The sequence below is a fragment of the Acidovorax sp. GW821-FHT11A03 genome (assembly GCF_058809075.1).
The window spans coordinates 654,169-669,598 of sequence record NZ_JBXASG010000001.1; the positions used below are offsets into that span (position 1 = coordinate 654,169).

The following is a 15,430-nucleotide window of genomic DNA, read 5'->3' on the forward strand; positions in this document are numbered from 1 at the left end:
GGGGTGCCGGACGCTAGCGCAGCTCAAAAAAGCGCATGGCCACCGCATCCGGGTAGCGCGCGCCGGTGCCGACGAACATGCGCTCGGCGATCCAGGCCAGCGCCGGGGACGCGGTCTCGAAGCTCGGGCTGCAGCGGAAATAGACTTGCGCCGGGTCCACCGCCTCGCCGCGCACCAGGCGGGCGATCAGCTCGGCCGGGCCGGAGCGCACGGCCCGGTTTTGTACGTAGATGAGATCGCCACCATCGGTTTCGAGCACGTAGCGGGCGTCCAGCTCCGACAGCCGGTCGTTCACGATGAGCTGGAAGTCCGCACCGCCGGGCAGCACCCGTGCGCGCCAGCCGTCGCCAGAGGCGCTGCCGCCCAGGATGGGAATCAGCCGGCGCAGCCCGTGCACGGTGTGGCCCACCTCCTGGGGGGTGCCGACCTCCACGCGCAGGTCGGCAAAAAATCTGAATTGCGGGTCGGGCAAGGGGATGAGGTCAGGCATGGGACCTAGCGTAAGTCCCGTTGCCACCCAAGCCTGTCATCCCAGAGGATGACGGGATAACCCGGGCTTTCGGCAACGGAATCGGGGGCGTTTTCAGCGCACACTCCACGCTTTCGGCAACGAACACTCCAATTTCCGACTTTTCCCATGCGGCAGTGGCTCCCCCCTTCCCTGCAGAAAGCACCCGGCCGGCAGGTGCTGCAAAACCCCGCCAGCGAGACCCTGGCGAGCATGGTCCACCGCCTGGGCGGCAACGGCTTTGCCAAGGGGCTTCTGCAGGACCTGGAGCCCGTGCTGCCTGCAGCCTCGTGGTCGGTGTACCGGACGGGCCACCGCTGCAAGCCCACGCTGTTCATGTCGGCCAGCCGGGGCGTGCCCGACACCACGCAGGATTGCTGGTGGGCGTACCTCTCGGGCCCCTACCGCAGCGATAGCACCTGGGGCCGGGCTTTTGATGAAGCACCGTTTGCCCAGCCCGAGACGCGGCTGTGCCACGTCACGGCCACCGAGGTGGAGGGCGAACACCGTGCCCGGGTGTATGAGGCCCACGGCGTGGCCGAGCGCGTGTCGGTGGTCGAATACGAAAGCGATGGCTCGGTGTTCGCCGTCAACTTCTACCGCCACCAGCACCAGCGGGCGTTCAGCGACCGGCAGATCGGCGCGTTCGAGTCCGTGGCGCCCGTGCTGCTGGCCCTCACGCGCAAACACATTGTTCTGTCGCACCCGTTTCCACCCACAGCCACGGCTGCCTGGCGAACAGAGGACAGCCGCCCAGGCCCGGCAACGTTGACCGTGAATACATCGGGCGCCCCCGCACTCCTGCCAGCCGGCGCCGCACTCGCCCCGCTGGCCGCCGATGGGCTGCCGGTGCTGCGCATGCGCCTGGTGCGCCTGCAGGCCGAGCTGACCGACCGCGAACTGGACGTGTGTGCCCGGCTGCTGCAGGGCATGACGCACGAGGGCATCGCCAGCGACCTGGGCCTGAGCGTGCCCACCGTCAAGACCTACCGCAACCGCGCCTTCGCGCGCCTGGGCATCCACTTTCGCAACGAGCTGTTTGCGCGGGTGCTGGGCGGATAGAAAGGGCCTCCCCCGCTCTCAAAATCTCAGACGCCCGGCGACCATGGCGGTGGCCGCCGCCGGATGGTCTGCGCCTTCACGATGGCCGTGCTCGTCTGCGCCTTGTCGGCAATGCGGTCCAGCACGCCGTCGAGCTGCTCGATGGAACGCACATACACCCGGGCGACAAAGCAGTCGTCGCCGGTGACCTTGTCGCACTCGCAGAACTCCGGCGTCTCCTGGATCAACTTCTCCACCGCCGCCAGCTGGCCCGGCAGCGGCTTGATGCGCACGATGGCCTGCAGCTGATAGCCCAGCGCGCGCGGTTCGATGTCCACCGTGAACGCGCGGACCACCCCGCGCTCTTCCAGCCGCCGCAGCCGCTCGGACACGCTGGGTGACGACAGCCCCACGCGTTCGCCCAGCACCTTGAGCGAAGTCCGGGAGTCCTGGTGCAGCACGGTCATGATGGCCTGGTCGATGGAATCCATGGCAAGCAGCTCCTCAGAATCAATGGTTGCCTCAGATTATGAGGATTTATTGAGCAGATGCCTTTTTTCATCCATTCCACGCACGGGCCCGTTTTCCTATAGTCATTCCATCAACTCACGGATGGAATGACACCCATGGACAAGAAAACCCAAGGCACGCTGGAGATGGGCACCGCCATGGCGATCTCCGGCACGATCGGCTGGTTTGTCGTGGAATCCGGCCTGCCGGCACTGAACGTGGTGTTCTGGCGTTGCGTGTTCGGCGCGGCCACGCTGGCGGCCGTGTGCGCCGCCATGGGCCTGCTGCGGGGTGTGCTGACCTGGCGCACGGCAGCGTGGGCGGCCTTGGGCGGCGTGGCCATCGTGACCAACTGGCTCCTGCTGTTTGGGGCGTATTCGCACGCTTCCATTTCGATCGCCACGGCGGTCTACAACACCCAGCCCTTCATGCTGGTGGTGTTTGGCGCCCTGCTCTTTGGCGAGCGCATCACCCCGGCCAAGCTCGGCTGGCTGGCCCTGGCATTCGGCGGCATGCTGCTCATCGTGCAGGCCCGGCCCGGCGCGAGCCAGGGTGGCACACACTATGCGCTGGGCATCGCCATGGCGCTCGGGGCGGCCTTCTTCTGGGCCATAGCCTCGGTGATCGCCAAGCGGCTCACCGGCACGCCGCCCCACCTCATCGCCCTGGTCCAGGTCTGCATGGGCGTGCTCCTGCTGGCGCCGTTTGCCAACCTGGGCACGCCACCGCAGGATGCCCGCACCTGGCTGCTACTGGTCACGGTGGGCGTGGTGCACACGGGCCTCATGTACATCCTGCTGTACGGCGCGGTGCAGAAGCTGCCCACCTACCTGCAGGGCGCGCTGTCCTTCATCTATCCAGTGGTGGCGATTGGCGTGGACTTTGTCGCGTTTGGTCACCGGCTGCAGCCTGCCCAGTGGCTGGGAGCCGCCGCCATCCTGCTCGCTGCGGCCGCCATGCACCTGCAAGGCAGCCGGCCCCGGGCGACGACCGCCGCACAACCGGCGGCACAAGGGGCCAAATAGCGCCGCATCCCGCCAGGCCCAGCCCACGGGCACGGCACAATCACCGGCCAGTGACACACCCCGGTGACCTCCCTTCCCCCGCCGAGCCGCCCGCACCGCCGCGATCCGACCGCCAGGCGGTGATCGCCGCCTGGGTGACCGCCCTGCGCCGCCAGGCCAATGCAGTAGCGCTGAAGGCCCTGCCCCCGCTGACGGACGCCGAGGCCGCGCGCGTGATGGCGCTGATGCGGGGCGACGAGACCGACACAGAGACCGCCCCGCCGCCGGCCGGGCGCACCGCGCCACCGCCCGGCATCGCCACCGGGCACTTCCGCCCGCGCATCACGCTGATGACGCTGGGCCGGGGCGACGGCCTGCTGGGCCTCAAGCCCCAGGGCAAGATGGGGCCGCGTGGCGACAGCGTGACGCTGGCCCAGATCGACTGGACCTACCGCACCGACGACACACTCCCAGGCGCCATCGCCTGGCAGGCGCCTGCGCCCACGTCCATCCTCAACTCGCGCCCCGCCCCGCTGCAGGACCTGTACGACACCGGCGGTCCCGTGGTGCGCATGCAGCGCGATGTGGCGGCCGAGTCGGACGCCATGGACCTGGTGTGGGACCTGGGCCTGCTGCCCGTGGACGCCCGCTCGCTGCAATGGCGCAACCGCGATGCCGCAGCCAGCCTGGGCCCGCTGTGGACGCTGGCGCAGGAGGCCTTCTTTGGCGACTTCTGGGCCGAACAGATCCCCAAACTCCGCGCCAGAGGCTGGAGCGTGGTGGTGCAGCCCGGCTTTGCGCACGAAAGCGTGCCCGTGTTGCGCTGGAAGCTGCACATCGCCCCCGACACCGGCGAACTGCTGGGCAAGGAAGTGGATGGCCCACTCGGCCCACGCGAGCGCCCCGTGCAAAAACTGCAGCTGCCCGAGCGCGAAGGCGCCTGGTTGCTCAGCCTGGGTATCGAGATCGACGGCGAAACGCTGGACCTGGCCCCCATGCTGGCCGACCTGCTGCGCCGCGACGCGCGCTGGCTCAATGCCCGGCAGATGGCCGCCATTGACGACATTGCCATCATTTCGCTGCGCGCCCCGGGCGGCAAACGCATCGACGCGCCCGCCGGGCCGCTCAAAGCCATCGTGGGGGCCATGGTCGATCTGCTGACCGACCCGACCCGCAACCAGCGCAAGGACGGCGACCCGCTGCACCTGGGTGCGTGGGAGGCCCGCCGCATCGAGGCCCTGCGCGCCGGGCTGGTGCTGGCCCACCGCGTGGGCACGGTCAATGGCTGGAACAACGACTGGCAGCTGCAGGGCGACGTGGGCCTGGCCCAGCTCGCCAAGCGGTTGCGCACCATCGGCGCCCCGCAAGCGGTGGCTGCACCGCAAGGCCTGCAGGTGCAACTGCGCCCCTATCAACTGGAAGGCCTGGCCTGGCTGCAATACCTGCGCGCCCAAGGCCTGGGCGGCATCCTGGCCGACGACATGGGCCTGGGCAAGACCGCGCAGGCGCTGGCCCACGTGCTGGCCGAGAAGGAGGCCGGGCGCCTCACCCGCCCCGCCCTGGTGGTGCTGCCCACCTCGCTGCTCTTCAACTGGCAGGCCGAGGCCGCGCGCATGGCACCCGGCCTGCGCGTGCTGGCGCTGCATGGCGCCAGCCGAGGCCAGCGCTATCTGCAGATGGCCGACCACGACCTGGTGCTGACCACCTACCCGCTGCTCTGGCGCGACGTGGAGGCGCTGGCGGCACAGCCATTCCACCTGCTGATCCTGGACGAAGCGCAGATGGTGAAAAACGCCGGCAGCCGCAGCGCCCGCGCCCTGCGCCAGCTGCAGGCCCCGCACCTGCTGTGCCTGACGGGCACTCCGCTCGAAAACCACCTGGGCGAGCTGTGGGCCCAGTTCGACTTCCTGATGCCCGGCTTTCTGGGCGATGTGCGCAGCTTCAACGCCCGCTGGCGCAAGCCCATCGAAGAAAACGGCGAAACCCTGCGCGCCCAGCTCCTGTCGCAGCGCGTGCGCCCGTTCATCCTGCGCCGCCGCAAGCAGGACGTGGCCACTGAGCTGCCGCCACGCACCGAGGTCATCCAGCGCGTGCAGTTGCAAGGCAGGCAGCGCGAGCTGTACGAGGCCGTGCGCACCACGGCCGACAAGCAGGTGCGCCGCGCGCTCGAGCGCCAGAGCTTCGACGGCGCGCAGATCACCATCCTCGACGCCCTGCTCAAGCTGCGCCAGGTCTGCTGCGACCCCAGATTGGTCAAAGGCACCACAAAAACGGCGCAGACGATGGAACGCGCCAAGCTCGAACTGCTGGCCGACATGCTGCCCGCCCTGGTCGACGAAAGGCGCCGCGTGCTGGTGTTCTCCCAATTCACCGAAATGCTCGCGCTGGCGGCCGAGCTGCTCGACACCCTGGCCCTGCCCTACCTCACCCTCACGGGCCAGACACCGCCCCGCCAGCGCGGCGCGGTGGTGCGGCGGTTCCAGGCACGGGACGCAACCAGCGCCCCCATTCTGCTCGTCAGCCTCAAGGCCGGGGGCCTCGGCCTGAACCTCACCGCCGCCGACACCGTGATTCATCTCGACCCCTGGTGGAACCCCGCCGTGGAAGAGCAGGCCACCGCCCGCGCCCACCGCATCGGGCAGGACCAGCCGGTGTTTGTCTACAAGCTGGTGGTGGAAGGCAGCATCGAAGAACGCATGCTGGAACTGCAGGCCCGCAAGGCCGCGCTGGCCCAGGGTGTGCTGGGCCATGACGCCGAGGGCGCGGTCAAATTCAGCGAGGCCGACCTGCACGCCCTGCTGGCGCCCCTCTCCGAACCAGCCAACAACCCGCTGGGCATTCCGGGCGAGGACGCGCTGCGCTGGGGCGGCACGGGCAAACGGCGCCCCCGGCCGCTGCAGCCGCCCGAGGCTTGAAGGTTTTTGGCTGTCAGCGCTTTTCCAGCAAGCGCCAGCAGCTATCAAATTGAAAGCAGTCCGGGCCCTGTGCCTGCCTGCCCCGAAAAGTGCAGAATTCAAAAGCAAGCAACGGAGTGCGCCCCGCCCACCCCGTCCCTAGAGTGCATGGCATCGCAACCCACCTTGTGAGCCATCCGCCATGAATCCGAACTCCGCCCACCTCCACGCGAAAGCCCCGCCCCTGCGTTCCACCCGCGTTGCCACCATGCCCCACCGCGCAACACCCTCCGCCAAGGCCGCACAGGCCGCTGCCGCCACCCAGGCCGACCCGCGCTGGGCGGCGGTGGTGGCGCGCAGCGCGGCGGCGGACGGCAGCTTCTGGTACTCGGTGCAGACCACGGGCGTGTACTGCCGCCCCAGTTGCGCGGCGCGCACGCCCCGGCCCGAGAACGTGCGGTTCCATGCCAGCTGCGACGAGGCTGAAGCAGCCGGATTTCGCCCCTGCCAGCGCTGCAAGCCCCGGCAGCGCTCGGCGCTGGCACACCATGCCGAGCTGGTCACGCAGGCCTGCCGCATCATCGAAGCCGAAGAAGCCACCACGCTCGATGCGCTGGCGGCCCGCGTGGGGCTGAGCAGTTCGCACCTGCACCGCGTCTTCAAGCAGGCCACCGGCCTCACGCCCAAGGCCTACGCCGCCGCCCGGCGGGAGCAGCGTGTGCGCAGTGCCCTCAAGCAACAACCCACGGCCTCCGTGACAGACGCCATCTACGGCGCGGGCTACCAGTCGAGCAGCCGGTTCTATGAGAAATCCGCCCAGGTGCTGGGCATGACCCCCACGCGCTACCGCGCGGGCGGCGCGGCGCAGCGCATCCGCTTTGCGGTGGGGCAGTGCTCGCTGGGCGCGATCCTGGTGGCGCACAGCGGCCAGGGCCTGTGCGCCATCCTGCTGGGCGACGACCCCGAAGCCCTGGTGCACGACCTGCAGGACCGTTTTGCCCAGGCCCAGCTGGTGGGCGGCGATGCGCAATTCGAATCGCTCGTGGCCCAGGTCGTGGCCTTTGTCGAAGCGCCCGGCCTGGGCCTGGACTTGCCGCTGGACGTGCGGGGCACGGCCTTCCAGCAGCGCGTGTGGCAGGCGCTGCGTGCCATTCCCCCGGGGCAGACCGCCAGCTATGCCGACATCGCCCGGCGCATCGGCGCGCCCACCGCCACCCGCGCCGTGGCGCAGGCCTGTGGCGCCAACACGCTGGCGGTGGCCATACCGTGCCACCGGGTGGTGCGCAGCGACGGCGCGCTCTCGGGCTACCGCTGGGGCGTGGAGCGCAAGCGGGCGCTGCTGGACCGCGAAGCCGGCGCCGCCGAACCAGCACACGCGCGGGAGAAGGCCGCATGAGTGCCCTGCCCCAGGACACGCACCCCTGGCCTGCCCGCGTGGCGGCCCTCGACTGGGCCCAGGCCACCGACGACCTGCACACGCAGGGGCATGCGGTACTGCCTCGGCTGCTGGGCGAGCACGAATGCACAGCGCTCGCGGGGCTGTACCGCCACGCCGGCCCGCCCCTGTTCCGCAGCCGCGTGGTGATGCAGCGCCACGGTTTTGGCCTGGGCGAGTACCAGTACTTCAGCTACCCGCTGCCGGACGTGGTGGCCGGGCTGCGCGATGCGCTGTACCCCCATCTGTGCCCCATCGCCAACCACTGGAACGCCGCCATGGGCATCGATGCGCGCTACCCGCCGCGCCATGCCGACTTCATCGCGCGCTGCCATGCTGCGGGCCAGTTGCGCCCCACGCCGCTGCTGCTGCAGTACGCGAGCGGCGACTACAACTGCCTGCACCAGGACCTGTACGGCGAGCATGTGTTCCCGCTGCAGGTGGCCATCCTGCTGTCGGAGCCCGGCCGCGACTTCACCGGTGGCGAGTTCGTGCTGACCGAGCAGCGCCCGCGCATGCAGTCGCGCGCCGAGGTCGTCCCCCTGCGCCAGGGCGATGCCGTGGCCTTCGCCGTGCACCACCGCCCGGTGCAGGGCACGCGCGGCGCCTACCGCGTCCACATGCGCCACGGCGTGAGCCGCGTGCGCTCGGGGCAGCGGCACACGGCGGGCATCATCTTTCACGATGCTGCATAGCGATGCTCCCGCTGAGGCGCCTTCGGGGCCTTCACCCCTCTCTCGCTGCGCGGGAGGGCCGCGCCCGGTGGCCTGGCGGAGCCAGTTCCACGGGTGCGCTCGCCCGGATCGCGCCCGTTGCACCAGCCCGGGCCATCACGCTAGAACCATGAATCCATGAACCTCGGTCTTTTTGATGAACTGCCCGCCACGCCCCAGGCGCCCGAATGGCTGGAGCCAGGCGCCGTGGTGCTGCGCGGCTTTGCCCTGGCGCAGGCGGCGCAGCTGCTGCAGGCCGTCGAGGCGGTGGCGGCCCGCGCACCGTTCAGGCACCTGGTCACGCCCGGCGGCAAGCGCATGTCGGTGGCCATGACGAACTGCGGGCCGCTGGGGTGGATCAGCGACCGCAGCGGCTACCGCTACGGCCCCACGGACCCGCTGACGGGCGAACGGTGGCCGCCCATGCCGGAGGTTTTCCATGCGCTGGCCCGCGAGGCCGCCGGGGCGGCGGGCTACCCCGGCTTCGCGCCCGACGCCTGCCTCATCAACCGCTACAGCCCGGGCACGCGGCTGTCACTCCACCAGGACCGCGACGAGGGCAACTACGACCACCCCATCGTGTCCGTCAGCCTGGGCATCCCGGCGGTCTTCCTGTGGGGTGGCGCGCAGCGCACGGACAAGGCCCGCCGCGTGGGGCTGCTGCATGGCGACGTGGTCGTGTGGGGCGGCCCGGCGCGCCTGCGGTTCCATGGCGTGCTGCCGCTGGCCGAGGCCGCGCATGCGCTGACGGGCGCGCAGCGCATCAACCTCACCTTTCGCCGGGCGCGCCAGGAACCTGGGCCGGTCTCTTCAGCAGGCGGCGCTGCCTAGCGCGGGTACCCCGTCTGCGACGCGATGGAGGCCAGCAGGTGGTCGGCCGCCGCGCGCCCGCGCAGGCTGTCGGCCACGGTGAGCCGCTTGCCGTTGCGCAGCTCCACCTCGATGCGGTAGAAGGTCTCCTGCCGCGCCCCCGTCTGGGTGGAATAGCTTTCGGCCACCCGCAGCCGGGCGATGTCCGTGGCGGGCGCCTGGTGGTGGACCAGCATGAGCCCCAGGAGCCGCCGCTCGGTGCGGATGCCCCGGCCGTCCAGTTCCACGCTGAGGCTGTTGGCCACCGCGTAGAAGCCGCCCACCACCGCCGCCCCGCCCAGGCCGCCGAAGGCGATGAGGAAGAGCACCGGCACATCCTGGCCGCCCGCCAGCGCGGCAATGCCCACGAACACGGCCCCGGCGAGCATCCAGACGATGGTCTGCTTCCAGGCGCGCCCATACGGCAGGTACAGCCGCACCCCACCGGGAATGCGCTCCAGCTCGCTCACCGCGGCCACCTCGGCGTGGCGCATTTCCCGCAGCTGCGGATGCTGCGCCGCGTCCGCGCGCGCCCCGCGGGAAGCCGCGCCGGTGGCGTACACCGGCACGTCGAACACACGCAGGAACCTGAGCCCGGGATCGGCCGATTCCACCTGCAGCCGCCATGCGTGGTGTTCGCTGTCCACCGGCTCCGTGGCGGGCAGGCCCGCCGGCACCCGCAGGCGCAAACCCAGCTGGATGCCATCGCCCCGGGGCTCGACCTGGGCCACGCCCTGGCTCTGCCATACCGTGGTTTCGCGCGACTCGCTCTTGCCGCCAGTGCGGCTGCGGTAGTGCCGCACGCAGCTGAGCGTGACCGCGAAGTGTTGCTGCCCGGGCCGGTGCGCCACGGGCAGCGCGAGCGTGGCGCCAAAATCGCCGCCGATGGCGCCTGGAAACGGGTCCAGCACCAGCCGTACATCGCCAAAGCGCCAGGCATCCAGCGTGGCCCGCACGGCCCACACCAGCGTCGCGACAGCCGCCAGCAGCAGGGCCCCGAACACGGCCACCAGCAGGTACTGGGGGCCGTCCAGCGCCTCGTCCCGGTGGGCGATCGCGGACGGCCATGCGATCGCATTGCAGACCAGGGCAAATGTCCATGCGACCCACACCTCATAGCGCTTGTTCGACCGGATGCTGTTGCCCGCCCAGGCCGGCCGCCCCATCCAGGGCTGGGCCGATGCCTCCAGCGCCTGCGTGCCGCGCCCGGCGCGGGGGCCGCGCCATGCGCCATGGAGCATGCCCAGGCCCACGCCGCCGAACAGCACCACGAACAGCATCTTGAACAGCTGCATGCCCGGGCGCAGGCTGCGGTCCAGCACGGCCTCGTGGGGGTTCGACGGGTTCACCCAGGCCTGCACCGGCTGGCCCTGGCGCTGGGCGGCCTCCAGGCGTTCCCCCAGCTGCTCCTGGAAGTCGCCGATGTTGTCCGCGCCGGACCCAATCGCCACGCGCTGGCCTTGATAGTCCCGGCCCCCCACCTGGTAGCGGTAGCTGGCCGACACGCTGTAGGTGGTGGACTTGCTGCCACGCGAGGTCTCCAGACGCGCCGACACCAGCGTGGCCGGCACCGGCTGCCAGCCCTGCATGCGGCCCCAGTCGTACAGCGTGGGCAGCACGCCGAAAAGCAGCATGCCCACGCCCACGGCGGCAAAGGGCAGCGCGAACAGCGCCATCGCCCAGGTGCCGGACTTGCCCCCGCCCTTGCGCGCCTGGGACTCGCGGTGCTTCTTTCTCCGGGTGTTGCTGGTGGCCATCGGTGTGCTGATGAAGTGGCGCATGGTGGCCGGGGCCCTGCCCGCCACCGGCAGCGTGGCGGGCAATGCGCGGCCGGCCACGGCGTCACGTCCTCCTCCCTGTGTTCTTGTGTGCTGGAAAAATTTGCGCCTCCCGTGCGCTGGCAGGGCCTGGACGGGGGCAGGCCTGATTCTGCGACCCGCCGCGCGCACGCGCAATGCATGTGGGGTGGTTGTCGTTTTTTGAATCTTTCAGGGCCCTGGCGTTTCATGGATATGCGCCGATAGCTACATATTCAATAGCAAAAGTACCCCTGCCCCGGCAGCCCATCGGGGCACCAGGGCGAATCGGCCTTTGCCAGAATGGCGCCATGACCACGCCCACCGCATCCCACCGCGCGCCCCGCTACTGGCTCATGAAGTCCGAGCCGGACGAGTGCTCCATCGACGACGCCCTGGCCGCCCCGGACGCCACCGTGCCCTGGACCGGGGTGCGCAACTACCAGGCGCGCAATTTCATGCGCGACGAGATGCACATCGGCGATGGCGTGCTGTTCTACCATTCCAGCTGCCCGGAACCGGGCATCGCGGGCATTGCCCGCGTGGCGTCTTCCGTGCGGCCCGACCCCACCCAGTTCGATCCGCAATCGCCCTACCACGACCCCAAATCCCCGCCGGACAAGCCGCGCTGGCTGCTGCTGGACGTGCAGGCGGTGCGCAAGACACGGCTCGTCAACCTGGCGCAGCTGCGGGCGCGCCCCGAACTGGGGGAGATGCGGGTGCTGCAGCGGGGCAACCGCCTGTCGATCACGCCGGTGGAGCCTGCCGAGTGGAGCCTGATCCTGGAGATGCTGGAGCCGCGCGCGGCGGCCCGCCACGGGTAGCGGGAAACGGCCCCGGGGCTACCCTGGCGAGAGTGGCACGGGTACCGGCCCGTCTTGCGGCACCGGCGCCATGGGCGCCGAGCGCACGCAGTTGCGGCCGTCCGCCTTCGCGCGGTACAGCGCGGCATCCGCCCGTTCCACCAGCTGCGGCCATCCGGCCTCGCCCCGGTAGCCGCACGCCACGCCAAAGCTGGCCGTGACGCGCAGCGCGGTGTCCTCCGCCGAGGTGAAGGTTTCCCGCTCGAGCGCCTGGCGCAGCTTCTCGGCGATCACGAGGGTCCCGGCCATGTCGTCCCCCGCAACCAGCACCGCGAACTCCTCCCCGCCAAAACGGGCCACGATGTCGTTGGAGCGCAGAACCGTGCGCAGCAGCCTGGCGACCTGGATGAGCACGCGGTCGCCGGTGGGATGGCCGTGGGTGTCGTTGACGGCCTTGAAGTGGTCGATGTCCAGGAGGATGAGGCACATCGGGTCCCCCGCGCCCCTTCCGGCCCGCTGGGCCTGCGCGTGCCCGTCGAGCGCCCGGCGGTTGAGCAGCGAGGTCAGGCCGTCCGTCTCCGCCAGGCTCTTGAGCTCGTTGGCCATGGACGCCCGCTCCCTGAGCTTGCCCTGGAGCACCTCGATGGCGCGAAAGAGGCCGGTGACCTCGCCCGCGGCCGTGGGGTGCCCGTAGGGCACGGCGGGCCGGTCTTCGGCCAGCCGCAGGACCGCCGCGTGGGCATGGAGCAGCGGGCGGAAGACGCGGGCCCGCACCGAAAGAATCAGCCACACCAGGATCGCGAAGATGGCGCCCGTCACGACCGCCACCGCCGCCAGGGTGGCCAGCGCCGCGTCCCTGTTGTGCTCGGACCGCTTGACCGCCGCGTCCAGGAAAACGCTGCGGTAGGTTTCAATCGGCCGCATGGTCGGCACGTAGCGCTCGGTGAACTCGGTCGCCGACATCGTGTAGCGGGCGCCCGGGCGCCCTTCGGCGATCAGCCGGTCGATCAGCGCAAAACCATCGCCGAAGTAGCCGCGTTCGATCTCTTCGCGGGTTCTTGCCAGCGTTTCATTGTCATGCAGCCCCCCGTGGGCGCCGATCACCTGCCACAGCGCCCTCAGCCGCCCCTGCGTTTGCCGGCTCTCGATGATGTTCTTGAGCGGCAGGCGCTGCCCCAGGGCGATGGGCGCCATGATCTGCGAGGCGGCCCGTCCCCCATAGTCCCGGAAGTCGTTGAGCATCTGGCCGATCAGGACGGGAGAGGCCAGGCTCGCGTCGTGGTGCAGGATCTCGTTGGCCTGCCACGCGATGATCGCCTGGACTTTGTCGGACGCCTCGAACATGCCCTGGATGGCCGCATCCAGCTCGTCCGGACGCAGCGAGGCCAGGGGCACCGCCGCCGCCTCGTCGACCTGGCGCCGCGCCCGGGCCAGCTGCTGCGTGACACCCTCCAGCAACGCCGGCGGCACGGGGTGGTGGTGCAGGCCCCAGCGCGGCGGCTGCGGCTGCGCCAGCGCCGCCAGCGCGGCGTCCACCCGGGACCGCAACTGTGCCAGGCGCCGGGTTCCCGCGCTGTCGGGCGCGGGCGCTTCGGACATCACGACATTCGCGGGCCCCCGCTCCGCCGCGACCAGGGTGGCGATATCGAGAACGCGCCGGAAATGCTGGATGTCGTGCAGCCCCTGCCGCGCCATCTCGAATTCGTGGAACGTCGGCACCACGATCGTCAGCGCGAGCAGCGCCGTGGCGAGGATCGCGATCGCGACATGGATCGACAGCCTCGTGTTGAAGCTGCGCTCCGGCGACACCGCGGGGCTGGCGTCCTGCGCGGTGTCCGCCGCGTCCATGGCGCCCGCCGCGCCCTCTCCTTCTTCTTTTTTCTCTGTGGAAAACAGTGGAAAGAACAGCTTGAACCTCCTGGAGCCCCGAAATTGCACCCATTGCGCGCAGCGGCATGCCGCCCGGCTGCCAGACTAGGTTACCACCTGCAACCAGAGGCCCAGGGGGGTGATACCCGCAGGGCCCCGCCCCACGGCATGCCGGGCGCCGGTAGGAACGTGCTGACGGCCGCCTGCTTTCCCGTCCGACATCCGGCGGGCCGGCCGGCGCGCAGTGTTGTCCCTTTCACCACCACTTAGGAGCACGACATGCGCACGGCAAGCAATGAGCTCATGCAGCTAGAAAGGAAATTCTGGCAATCGATGGTCGACGAGGACACGGACACCGCCCTCGCCATGCTCGATGAACCGGCACTGATGGTCAGCAGCCACGGCGCCATGCAGTTTGACCACGCCACCTACCGGCGGATGGCGGAACAGGGCCCGATGGTGATCAAGTCCTTCGAGCTGAGCAACATGAACGTGCTGTTCCCCGACGACAACACGGCCGTCCTGACCTACCACGCGCGGCAGGCCCTCACGCCCCGTGGAAAGTCGGAAGAAATCAATCAGGAAATGACGGATTCGTCCGTCTGGACGCGCAAGGACGGCGAGTGGCGCTGCGTGATGCACACGGAAACACCCGTGGACGCCCGCCCGCAGCACTGACCTCCCCGCCCGGGCCCGCCGCGCAACCGGCCACGGCCGTGCGGCCTACTCAGGTTGCTGGGGTTGCTGGGGTTGCGGCGGCTGCTGGACAGCGACCGCCGCGCGCGCCTGGGCGTGCAGCTTGGCCAGGAACTCCCGGTCCAGTAGCAGCCACAGCATCACCGGGGCCAGCGCGGTGAAGATGAACAGGTTGAAGTGGTAGAGGAACGCCACCACGTCGGCCACCCACCCGGGCAGCCCTGTCTGCACGAACACCTCGCGCCCGGCGCGGTTGAAGGCGTCGTTGCACCACTGCAGGGCGACGTTGACCGCCTGGATCGGCAGCATGGCCACCGAGCCGATGAGCAGCTTTCGCACCCAGCCCCGAGGAAACGAGGCAAGCAGCAATGCCCACAGGATCACGATGCCGTAGCCCAGCAGGCGGTAGTCCACCACGGGGGCGAGCTTGCCCGAGCGGAACTGGCCGTTTTGCACCGAGACCACCTTGAGCGTGGTGTTCAGCACCCCGGTGGTCTCCTTCTGGGTGTAGCTCAGCGCCCAGTGGAACACGGCGGAAGACGCCTCGCCCGCCATGAAGAACACGGGCTTGGAGAGTTGCGGCGACAGGTAGTACCACAACGGCATCAGGCACAGCAGGCTGCCAATGGCGACCAGCAGGAAACGTCCGACCGAACTAAGCTGCATTGGCGAGGGGGGGTTGAGGGGGTGAGGGAGGTTGTTGCCGGGCGATCCAGCGGATCCAGAGCATCCAGACCACCAGCACATCCAGCATGATGAGCGCCTGCCAGAGGTACAGGTGGGCAAACTCGAACACGGTCATGTTCCACTTACCCAGGTAGTACAGGCTGATGATGCGCAGCAGGTTGACGGCCTGCACCGCCGCGATGCCGATGGCGATGCCGGCGAGCTTGTGCTTCCAGCTCGAAGGAAACGCGATCATGCCGGCGATGAGGATGATCGCCGCCTCCACCCCGTTGCAGCCCGCCTCGATGGACACCGCGAAGCCCGTGGCCTTGCTCATCAGGATGCGGCCGTGGTGCGCCACGTCGGCATCGAGCGGGGTCATGAGCGCCGCGCTGGCGGTGGCTAGCAGGCTGGTCCAGGGCTCGATGGCGACCCGTTGCACCTCGTCGAGCATGTCGATGCGAAAGAGAACCGCCAGCACCACGATGAAAATGAGAAAGAATCGGACCATACGTCGATGAGAAGAACCTGGTGAGGCGCACCAGCGCGCCAGGATTGCGGCAGGCGGCGAGGCCATGACAATGCGGGCCCGTTCACTCGGGCGCCGCAAAGAATATCAGAAGCCATCCCAAATCCACAAAGCCCG

The 15,430-nt window shown here is 69.7% G+C and carries 14 protein-coding genes; 8 read left to right on the forward strand and 6 right to left on the reverse strand.

Annotated elements, in window-relative coordinates; all coding sequences use genetic code 11:
• Positions 1 to 13 precede the first annotated feature (13 nt).
• Positions 14 to 490: a DUF3237 domain-containing protein gene (locus AC1RVY_RS03000; RefSeq protein ID WP_218295066.1), complete on the reverse strand. Its 477-nt coding sequence runs from the start codon at positions 488 to 490 to the stop codon at positions 14 to 16.
• A 147-nt stretch (positions 491 to 637) separates the two neighbouring features.
• Between AC1RVY_RS03000 and AC1RVY_RS03005 the strand changes: the two genes are divergently transcribed.
• On the forward strand, positions 638 to 1,570 hold the full coding sequence (locus AC1RVY_RS03005) for a helix-turn-helix transcriptional regulator (protein WP_492805233.1): 933 nt from the start codon (positions 638 to 640) through the stop codon (positions 1,568 to 1,570).
• A gap of 26 nt (positions 1,571 to 1,596) precedes the next feature.
• Here AC1RVY_RS03005 and AC1RVY_RS03010 read toward each other — a convergent pair whose 3' ends face one another.
• Complete coding sequence (locus AC1RVY_RS03010; RefSeq protein WP_492805235.1) at positions 1,597 to 2,040, reverse strand: Lrp/AsnC family transcriptional regulator; 444 nt, start codon at positions 2,038 to 2,040, stop codon at positions 1,597 to 1,599.
• A 135-nt stretch (positions 2,041 to 2,175) separates the two neighbouring features.
• Between AC1RVY_RS03010 and AC1RVY_RS03015 the strand changes: the two genes are divergently transcribed.
• From AC1RVY_RS03015 to alkB, 5 genes are all read left to right on the forward strand, one after another.
• Positions 2,176 to 3,084, forward strand: a complete 909-nt coding sequence (locus AC1RVY_RS03015) for a DMT family transporter (RefSeq protein WP_492805237.1) — start codon at positions 2,176 to 2,178, stop codon at positions 3,082 to 3,084.
• Between the two features lie 50 nt (positions 3,085 to 3,134).
• Entirely contained in the window at positions 3,135 to 5,978 is a 2,844-nt protein-coding gene (locus AC1RVY_RS03020; RefSeq protein ID WP_492805238.1) for a DEAD/DEAH box helicase, read from the forward strand.
• A gap of 247 nt (positions 5,979 to 6,225) precedes the next feature.
• Entirely contained in the window at positions 6,226 to 7,353 is a 1,128-nt protein-coding gene (gene ada, locus AC1RVY_RS03025) for a bifunctional DNA-binding transcriptional regulator/O6-methylguanine-DNA methyltransferase Ada (protein ID WP_492805240.1), read from the forward strand.
• Positions 7,350 to 8,087 (forward strand): 2OG-Fe(II) oxygenase, encoded by a 738-nt coding sequence (locus AC1RVY_RS03030; RefSeq protein ID WP_218295070.1) that lies wholly within the window; start codon positions 7,350 to 7,352, stop codon positions 8,085 to 8,087. Before ada ends, AC1RVY_RS03030 begins: the two co-directional genes overlap by 4 nt.
• Positions 8,088 to 8,243: 156 nt before the next feature.
• Positions 8,244 to 8,936: a DNA oxidative demethylase AlkB gene (gene alkB, locus AC1RVY_RS03035; RefSeq protein WP_492805242.1), complete on the forward strand. Its 693-nt coding sequence runs from the start codon at positions 8,244 to 8,246 to the stop codon at positions 8,934 to 8,936.
• On the opposite strand, the gene AC1RVY_RS03040 is transcribed toward alkB, so the two are convergent.
• On the reverse strand, positions 8,933 to 10,792 hold the full coding sequence (locus tag AC1RVY_RS03040; RefSeq protein WP_492805244.1) for a DUF3592 domain-containing protein: 1,860 nt from the start codon (positions 10,790 to 10,792) through the stop codon (positions 8,933 to 8,935). The two genes, alkB and AC1RVY_RS03040, sit on opposite strands and share 4 nt — an antisense overlap.
• Before the next feature lie 269 nt (positions 10,793 to 11,061).
• Here AC1RVY_RS03040 and AC1RVY_RS03045 point away from each other — a divergent pair, with 269 nt between their 5' ends.
• Positions 11,062 to 11,574 (forward strand): EVE domain-containing protein, encoded by a 513-nt coding sequence (locus AC1RVY_RS03045; RefSeq protein WP_218295072.1) that lies wholly within the window; start codon positions 11,062 to 11,064, stop codon positions 11,572 to 11,574.
• Positions 11,575 to 11,592: 18 nt separating this feature from the next.
• Here AC1RVY_RS03045 and AC1RVY_RS03050 read toward each other — a convergent pair whose 3' ends face one another.
• A complete protein-coding gene (locus tag AC1RVY_RS03050; protein WP_492805245.1) occupies positions 11,593 to 13,401 on the reverse strand; it encodes a GGDEF domain-containing protein in 1,809 nt (602 codons plus the stop codon).
• 300 nt (positions 13,402 to 13,701) lie between these two features.
• Here AC1RVY_RS03050 and AC1RVY_RS03055 point away from each other — a divergent pair, with 300 nt between their 5' ends.
• Positions 13,702 to 14,100, forward strand: a complete 399-nt coding sequence (locus AC1RVY_RS03055) for a nuclear transport factor 2 family protein (protein WP_218295074.1) — start codon at positions 13,702 to 13,704, stop codon at positions 14,098 to 14,100.
• A 45-nt stretch (positions 14,101 to 14,145) separates the two neighbouring features.
• Here AC1RVY_RS03055 and AC1RVY_RS03060 read toward each other — a convergent pair whose 3' ends face one another.
• Both AC1RVY_RS03060 and xrtH read right to left on the reverse strand, forming a co-directional pair.
• Entirely contained in the window at positions 14,146 to 14,784 is a 639-nt protein-coding gene (locus AC1RVY_RS03060; RefSeq protein ID WP_492255349.1) for an exosortase H-associated membrane protein, read from the reverse strand.
• Positions 14,774 to 15,295 carry an exosortase H gene (xrtH, locus tag AC1RVY_RS03065; RefSeq protein ID WP_218295076.1) on the reverse strand — a complete coding sequence of 174 codons (522 nt, stop codon included), beginning with the start codon at positions 15,293 to 15,295 and terminating at the stop codon, positions 14,774 to 14,776. Before xrtH ends, AC1RVY_RS03060 begins: the two co-directional genes overlap by 11 nt.
• Positions 15,296 to 15,430 lie beyond the last annotated feature (135 nt).

Bases quoted from the DNA above. Each gene is read 5' to 3' on its own strand.
- AC1RVY_RS03000 (WP_218295066.1), bottom strand. From the start codon at position 490: ATGCCTGACCTCATCCCCTTGCCCGACCCGCAATTCAGATTTTTTGCC.
- AC1RVY_RS03005 (WP_492805233.1), top strand. From the start codon at position 638: ATGCGGCAGTGGCTCCCCCCTTCCCTGCAGAAAGCACCCGGCCGGCAG.
- AC1RVY_RS03010 (WP_492805235.1), bottom strand. From the start codon at position 2,040: ATGGATTCCATCGACCAGGCCATCATGACCGTGCTGCACCAGGACTCC.
- AC1RVY_RS03015 (WP_492805237.1), top strand. From the start codon at position 2,176: ATGGACAAGAAAACCCAAGGCACGCTGGAGATGGGCACCGCCATGGCG.
- ada (WP_492805240.1), top strand. From the start codon at position 6,226: ATGCCCCACCGCGCAACACCCTCCGCCAAGGCCGCACAGGCCGCTGCC.
- AC1RVY_RS03030 (WP_218295070.1), top strand. From the start codon at position 7,350: ATGAGTGCCCTGCCCCAGGACACGCACCCCTGGCCTGCCCGCGTGGCG.
- alkB (WP_492805242.1), top strand. From the start codon at position 8,244: ATGAACCTCGGTCTTTTTGATGAACTGCCCGCCACGCCCCAGGCGCCC.
- AC1RVY_RS03045 (WP_218295072.1), top strand. From the start codon at position 11,062: ATGACCACGCCCACCGCATCCCACCGCGCGCCCCGCTACTGGCTCATG.
- AC1RVY_RS03050 (WP_492805245.1), bottom strand. From the start codon at position 13,401: ATGGACGCGGCGGACACCGCGCAGGACGCCAGCCCCGCGGTGTCGCCG.
- AC1RVY_RS03055 (WP_218295074.1), top strand. From the start codon at position 13,702: ATGCGCACGGCAAGCAATGAGCTCATGCAGCTAGAAAGGAAATTCTGG.
- AC1RVY_RS03060 (WP_492255349.1), bottom strand. From the start codon at position 14,784: ATGCAGCTTAGTTCGGTCGGACGTTTCCTGCTGGTCGCCATTGGCAGC.
- xrtH (WP_218295076.1), bottom strand. From the start codon at position 15,295: ATGGTCCGATTCTTTCTCATTTTCATCGTGGTGCTGGCGGTTCTCTTT.